This window comes from Pseudomonas sp. EB271-G4-1 (assembly GCF_058791355.1).
In genome coordinates this window covers 35,552-42,084 of record NZ_JBYTEO010000059.1, presented here as the reverse complement: position 1 = coordinate 42,084, position 6,533 = coordinate 35,552, and the positions used below count along the sequence as shown (strand labels likewise).

General features: G+C 62.0%; 5 protein-coding genes. All 5 read left to right on the top strand.

Features of this window, described 5'->3' with window-relative positions; all coding sequences use genetic code 11:
* The first annotated feature begins 234 nt into the window (after positions 1–234).
* The 5 genes from AC3WWR_RS24495 (at position 235) to AC3WWR_RS24475 (ending at position 6,407) form a co-directional block, all read left to right on the top strand.
* A complete protein-coding gene (locus AC3WWR_RS24495) occupies positions 235–1,251 on the top strand; it encodes an AraC family transcriptional regulator (RefSeq protein WP_168758182.1) in 1,017 nt (338 codons plus the stop codon).
* A gap of 246 nt (positions 1,252–1,497) precedes the next feature.
* Entirely contained in the window at positions 1,498–3,162 is a 1,665-nt protein-coding gene (locus AC3WWR_RS24490; protein WP_151142024.1) for an AMP-binding protein, read from the top strand.
* Between the two features lie 16 nt (positions 3,163–3,178).
* On the top strand, positions 3,179–3,940 hold the full coding sequence (locus AC3WWR_RS24485; RefSeq protein WP_020800546.1) for an SDR family NAD(P)-dependent oxidoreductase: 762 nt from the start codon (positions 3,179–3,181) through the stop codon (positions 3,938–3,940).
* Between the two features lie 12 nt (positions 3,941–3,952).
* The gene (locus AC3WWR_RS24480; protein ID WP_033042953.1) at positions 3,953–5,146 is read left to right on the top strand and encodes an acetyl-CoA C-acyltransferase; all 1,194 of its coding nucleotides are present in this window, start codon (positions 3,953–3,955) and stop codon (positions 5,144–5,146) included.
* A gap of 133 nt (positions 5,147–5,279) precedes the next feature.
* Positions 5,280–6,407, top strand: coding sequence for an acyl-CoA dehydrogenase (locus tag AC3WWR_RS24475; protein ID WP_033044721.1), 1,128 nt, complete (start codon positions 5,280–5,282; stop codon positions 6,405–6,407).
* The last annotated feature ends 126 nt before the right edge of the window (positions 6,408–6,533 follow it).

Below are 6,533 nucleotides of genomic sequence, written 5' to 3'. Positions count from 1 at the left end.
AGCCTTTTGCTTCCTTTTTGCTGGGCCGGCACTCCGGCGTTTGAAAAAGGGAGTCGCTGTAAAAGCGAAACCATAAGCGGCCGTTACCGCAGGAACGGATATGTACGCAGTCAACAAAAGATAGGCTACCAGCCACCTTCACCGATAAGCCACCTGCTACAGGGATCTGCGCCAGGCAGGCGGCTGCGTTAATATGCCCACCTCCTCGAACCAGAACAGGGCTCGCCTCGCGTAATGTCGGAAAAAGACACCATTTCCATTCAGTTGGTGCGTGAAGCGCTGCTGCAAAGTTGCGAGCCGGGCGCAGCCACCGATGAGGTATTGCACAAGGTCGGCATTGATCCGGCATTGCTCGCCAGCAGCGACGCCCGTGTTGCGGCCAGCGCTTATGCGCGCTTGTGGCGCTTGCTGGCGCGGCGTGGGGATGACGAGTTTTTCGGCATGGACCCGCGCAAGCTCAAATCCGGCAGCCTGGAGTTCCTCTGTCGCTGCGCCATGGTCCAGCCCAGCCTGGCGGCCGGGCTCACCACGGGTTTGAGTTTCCTGTCGTTGATGCTCGAGCGCATGCCTGCCGAGCTGGTTCATCAGCAAAGCCTGGCGGAAATCGTGTTGCTCGAAGACGGCCATGAGCCGCGTCGGGCTTTCACTTATTTTACCTACTGGATGATCGTGCACGGCGTGGCCTGCTGGTTGGCCGGACGTCGAATTCCCATCCTGGCAATCGAGCTGCGCTGTGCGCAGCCGGATTTCTGCCATGACTATCAGGTGATGTTCTCCGAGAACCTGCGTTTCGACCGACCACGTACACGGATGATCTTTTCCGCTGACTGCCTGGGCCTGCCGATCAAGCGCAGCCTTGAGGAGCTGCGGCGCTTCCTGGCCCATGCGCCGGCCAACATCCTGGTCAAGTACCGCGACCCGCAAAGCCTGGCCAGCCGAATCAAGCAGGACCTGCGGCATCTGCCCGCCGAGCAGTGGCCGGAAACCGAGGTCCTGGCGCAAAGCTTGTGCATGTCGGCCTCGACCCTGCGCCGTCGCCTTGCCGAGGAAGGCCAGACGTATCAGGGGCTCAAGGACAGCGTGCGCAAGGAACTGGCCATCGCCTGGCTGGCGGAACCGGCCATCAGCTTCGCCGACATCGCCGCCCGGCTGGGGTTTGCCGATACAAGTTCGTTCTACAAGGCATTTCGCAAATGGTCGGGGTCCAACCCCGGGCATTACCGCAGTTTGATTCTCAACGAATCTCCCTAACCCCCCTGTAGGAGCTGCCGCAGGCTGCGATCTTTTGATCCTGATCTTTTCGGGGCCGCTGAAAAACAGATCAAAAGATCGCAGCCTGCGGCAGCTCCTACAGGGATCGCGTTCCCAGGTTGGTTTTTGGCCAAACCAGTCAAGCAACTTGATAACTTTGACCATTGCCCCACACCCCGCCTGGAGCGAGTATTTCCCTGTTGGTTACGGTTCCCCCACCTAACAAAAAATACAGGGACTCTGGCAATGCGCGATTACTTGTCTGCTGTTTCACAGTTCAACTACCAGCACACCGTCGATGCCGCACTCGCAGGCAATCTGACCGCTCTCAACGCCTGTATCGAATGTTGCGACCGGCATGCGCTCCCTGGGCGTATCGCGTTGTTCTGGGAGGGACGTGACGGCACCAGCGCGACCTACACTTTCACCGACCTGCAGGACAAAGCCGCGCGTTTCGCCAACTTCCTGCTGGCCCAAGGCGTGAAGAAAGGCGACAAAGTCGCCGGGCTCCTGCCACGCAATATCGAATTGCTGATCACCGTGTTTGCCACCTGGCGCATCGGCGCGGTGTATCAACCGTTGTTCACCGCTTTCGGCCCCAAGGCCATCGAGCATCGCCTGGGTAGTTCCGGAGCCAAAGTAGTGGTGACCGACGCGGTCAATCGCTCGAAACTCGCGGAAATCGCCGACTGCCCAACCATCGTCACCGTCGCAGGTGCCAAAGGGCAGGGCATTGTCCGTGGTGACTACAGCTTCTGGGCCGAACTGGCCAACTACGGCAATGATTGCGAACCGGTGCTGCTGACCGGCGAAGACCCGTTCCTGCTGATGTTTACCTCGGGCACCACTGGCCCTTCAAAAGCGCTGTCGGTGCCGCTCAAGGCCATCGCCGCCTTCAAGGGCTACACCCTTGACGCAGTGGATCTGCGCCCCGAAGACGCCTTCTGGAACCTGGCCGACCCGGGCTGGGCCTATGGCATCTATTTCGGCGTGACAGGTCCGCTGTCCATGGGGCATCCGATTACTTTCTACGATGGTCCGTTCACCCTGGAAAGCACCTGCCGGGTGATCAACAAGTACGGGATCACCAACCTCACCGGCTCACCGACGGCTTATCGCCTGTTGATCGCCGGTGGCGAGGAATTCGCCAGGTCGATCAAGGGCAAGCTGCGCATTGTCAGCAGCGCCGGCGAGCCGCTGAACCCGGAAGTGATCCGTTGGTTCGCCGATAACCTGGACGTGGTCATCCATGACCATTACGGCCAGACCGAACTGGGCATGGTGCTGTGTAACCACCATGGCCTGGAGCACCCGATCCATATGGGCGCCGCCGGTTTTGCCTCGCCCGGCCACCGCATCGTGGTGCTGGACGATGACTACCGGGAACTGGGCGTCGGCCAGCCGGGGATTCTCGCCATCGACCGTACCCAATCGCCGATGTGCTGGTTCGCTGGCTACGAAGGCGCGCCGACCAAGGCCTTCGTCGGCAATTACTACTTGAGCGGCGACACGGTCGAGTGGAACCCGGACGGCAGCATCAGCTTCGTCGGCCGTAGCGACGACGTGATCACCACCTCCGGCTACCGCGTCGGCCCGTTCGATGTGGAAAGCGCATTGATCGAGCACCCGGCGGTGGTGGAAGCCGCAGTGGTCGGCAAGCCCGATCCGGAGCGCACCGAGCTGGTCAAGGCCTTCGTCGTGATCTGCTCGCAATACCGCGCAACCCCGGAGCTGGCCGAAGAGTTGCGCCAATACGTGCGCAAGCGCCTGGCGGCGCACTCGTATCCCCGCGAAATCGAATTTGTCAGCGAGTTGCCGAAAACCCCAAGCGGCAAATTGCAGCGCTTTATCTTGCGCAACCAGGAAGTCGCCAAGGCTCAAGAGGCCGCGGCGAAGAACGTTCCAGCTTGAATCCAAGGAAACAATCATGCAGATCGAAAACAAGGTTTTTCTCGTCACCGGCGGTGCTTCCGGCCTCGGTGCGGCCACCGCTGAAATGCTGGTCGCGGCCGGCGCCAAGGTGATGCTGGTGGACATGAATGCCGAGGCTGTCGCGGCGCAGGCCCAGCGCCTGGGCGCGCAAAGCGTGGTGGCGGACATCAGCAGCGAAGCAGCGGCCGAGGCCGCGGTGCAGGCAACGGTCAAGGCCTTCGGTGGCCTCAATGGCCTGGTCAACTGTGCCGGCATCGTGCGTGGCGAAAAGATCCTGGGCAAGAACGGTCCGCATGCGCTGGCAAGCTTCAGCCAGGTGATCAACGTCAACCTGATCGGCAGCTTCAACATGTTGCGCCTGGCCTCGGCGGCGATTGCCGAAACCGAAGCGGACGCCGATGGCGAGCGCGGCGTGATCATCAACACCGCCTCTGCGGCGGCTTACGACGGCCAGATCGGCCAGGCGGCGTACTCGGCGTCCAAGGGGGCGATCGTCAGCCTGACCTTGCCGGCCGCCCGTGAACTGGCGCGCTTCGGTATCCGCGTGATGACCATCGCCCCGGGCATTTTCGAAACGCCGATGATGGCCGGCATGACCCAGGAAGTGCGCGACTCCCTGGCTGCCGGCGTGCCGTTTCCACCGCGCCTGGGCAAACCCGCCGAGTACGCTTCGCTGGTCCGGCATATCATTGAAAACAGCATGCTCAATGGCGAGGTGATCCGTCTCGACGGTGCCTTGCGCATGGCGGCCAAATAAGGAGGATTTGTCATGACTATTGCCAACGATCCAATTGTTATCGTCAGCGCCGTGCGCACCCCGATGGGCGGCTTCCAGGGCGAACTGAAAAGCCTCACGGCGCCGCAACTCGGTGCCACCGCCATCAAGGCCGCGGTGGAACGTGCTGGCGTTGCCAGCGATGCCGTCGACGAAGTGCTGTTCGGCTGCGTATTGCCTGCCGGCCAGGGCCAGGCGCCTGCGCGTCAGGCGGCACTGGGCGCCGGCCTGGATAAATCGACCCGTTGCACCACCCTCAACAAGATGTGCGGCTCGGGCATGGAAGCGGCCATCCTGGCCCATGACATGCTGGTGGCCGGCAGCGCCGAGGTGGTAGTCGCCGGTGGCATGGAAAGCATGTCCAACGCGCCGTACCTGTTGGACCGTGCACGCAGTGGCTATCGCATGGGGCATGGGCGGGTGCTGGATTCAATGTTCCTCGACGGCCTGGAAGACGCCTACGACAAGGGACGCCTGATGGGAACCTTCGCCGAAGACTGCGCCGAAACCAATGGTTTCAGCCGCGAAGCCCAGGATGCGTTTGCGGTGGCCTCGACCACCCGCGCCCAGCAGGCCATCAAGGATGGCAGCTTCAAGGACGAGATCGTGCCGTTGACCGTCACCGTCGGCAAGGAACAGGTGACGATCAGCAACGACGAGCAGCCACCGAAAGCCCGACTGGACAAGATTGCTTCGCTGAAACCGGCGTTTCGCGATGGCGGTACCGTGACGGCGGCCAACTCCAGCTCCATCTCCGACGGCGCGGCGGCACTGGTGCTGATGCGCCGTTCCGAAGCCGGCAAGCGTGGCCTCAAGCCACTGGCGGTGATCCACGGTCATGCGGCATTCGCCGATACGCCGAGCCTGTTCCCGGTTGCACCGGTGGGCGCGATCGAGAAATTGATGAAGAAAACCGGTTGGTCGCTGGACGACGTCGATCTGGTGGAAGTCAACGAAGCCTTCGCCGTGGTCAGCCTGGTGACCATGACCAAGCTGGAAATCCCTCACGAAAAACTCAACGTGCACGGCGGCGCCTGCGCCCTCGGCCACCCCATTGGCGCCTCTGGCGCACGGATCCTGGTGACCTTGCTCTCGGCCCTGCGCCAGAAAGGCCTGAAGCGCGGCGTTGCAGCGATTTGCATCGGTGGCGGCGAAGCGACGGCCATGGCCGTGGAATGCCTCTACTAACACGACCCCTGTAGGAGCTGCCGCAGGCTGCGATCTTTTGATCTTGATCTTTAAAAGCAACATCAAAAGATCGCAGCCTCGTTTCACTCGTCAGCTCCTACACAGGGGGCGATTACCTTTTCAAGGAATGGTCATGATCCCTAATGACGAACAGCAGCAAATACGCGACGCGGCCCGGGACTTTGCCCAGGAACGGCTGAAACCCTTCGCCGCCGAATGGGACCGTGAACACCGCTTTCCCAAGGAAGCCATCACCGAGATGGGCGAACTAGGCTTCTTCGGCATGCTGGTGCCGGAGCAGTGGGGCGGTTGCGATACCGGTTACCTGGCCTACGCCATGGCCCTGGAGGAAATCGCCGCGGGCGACGGTGCCTGCTCGACCATCATGAGCGTGCACAACTCGGTAGGTTGCGTGCCGATCCTCAACTACGGCAACGACGATCAGAAAGAGCGCTTCCTCAAACCCCTGGCCAGCGGCGCGATGCTCGGGGCTTTTGCCCTCACCGAACCCCAGGCCGGCTCCGACGCCAGCGGCCTGAAAACCCGCGCGCGCCTGGAAGGCGATCACTACGTGCTCAACGGCTGCAAACAGTTCATCACCTCCGGGCAGAACGCCGGGGTTGTAATCGTGTTCGCCGTGACCGACCCGTCGGCCGGCAAGCGCGGCATCACGGCGTTCATCGTGCCCACCGATTCGCCGGGCTACAAAGTCGCCCGGGTCGAGGACAAGCTCGGCCAGCATGCCTCGGACACCTGCCAGATTCTGTTCGAAGAGGTGAAAGTGCCAGTGGCCAATCGCCTGGGTGAAGAGGGCGAAGGCTACCGGATCGCCCTGGCCAACCTCGAAGGCGGGCGTGTCGGCATTGCCTCGCAATCGGTCGGCATGGCCCGCGCCGCGTTCGAAGCGGCCCGCGACTATGCCCGTGAGCGCGAGAGCTTCGGCAAGCCAATCATCGAACACCAGGCCGTGGCCTTCCGCCTGGCGGACATGGCGACCCAGATCGCCGTGGCGCGGCAGATGGTGCATTACGCGGCGGCGCTGCGCGACAGCGGCAAGCCGGCGTTGGTGGAAGCGTCGATGGCCAAGCTGTTCGCATCCGAAATGGCCGAGAAGGTATGCTCGTCGGCGCTGCAAACATTGGGTGGCTACGGCTACTTGAACGACTTCCCGCTGGAGCGGATCTACCGCGACGTGCGGGTCTGCCAGATCTACGAAGGCACCAGCGATATTCAACGCATGGTCATTTCACGCAATCTTTGAAAAGGAACCCCTGTAGGAGCGAGCATGCTCGCGATGGTGGTCAACGATGACGCTGGGTGCCTGATACCCCACAGCGTTCTCTGGTTCATCGCGAGCATGCTCGCTCCTACAGGGACCGAGTGCTTA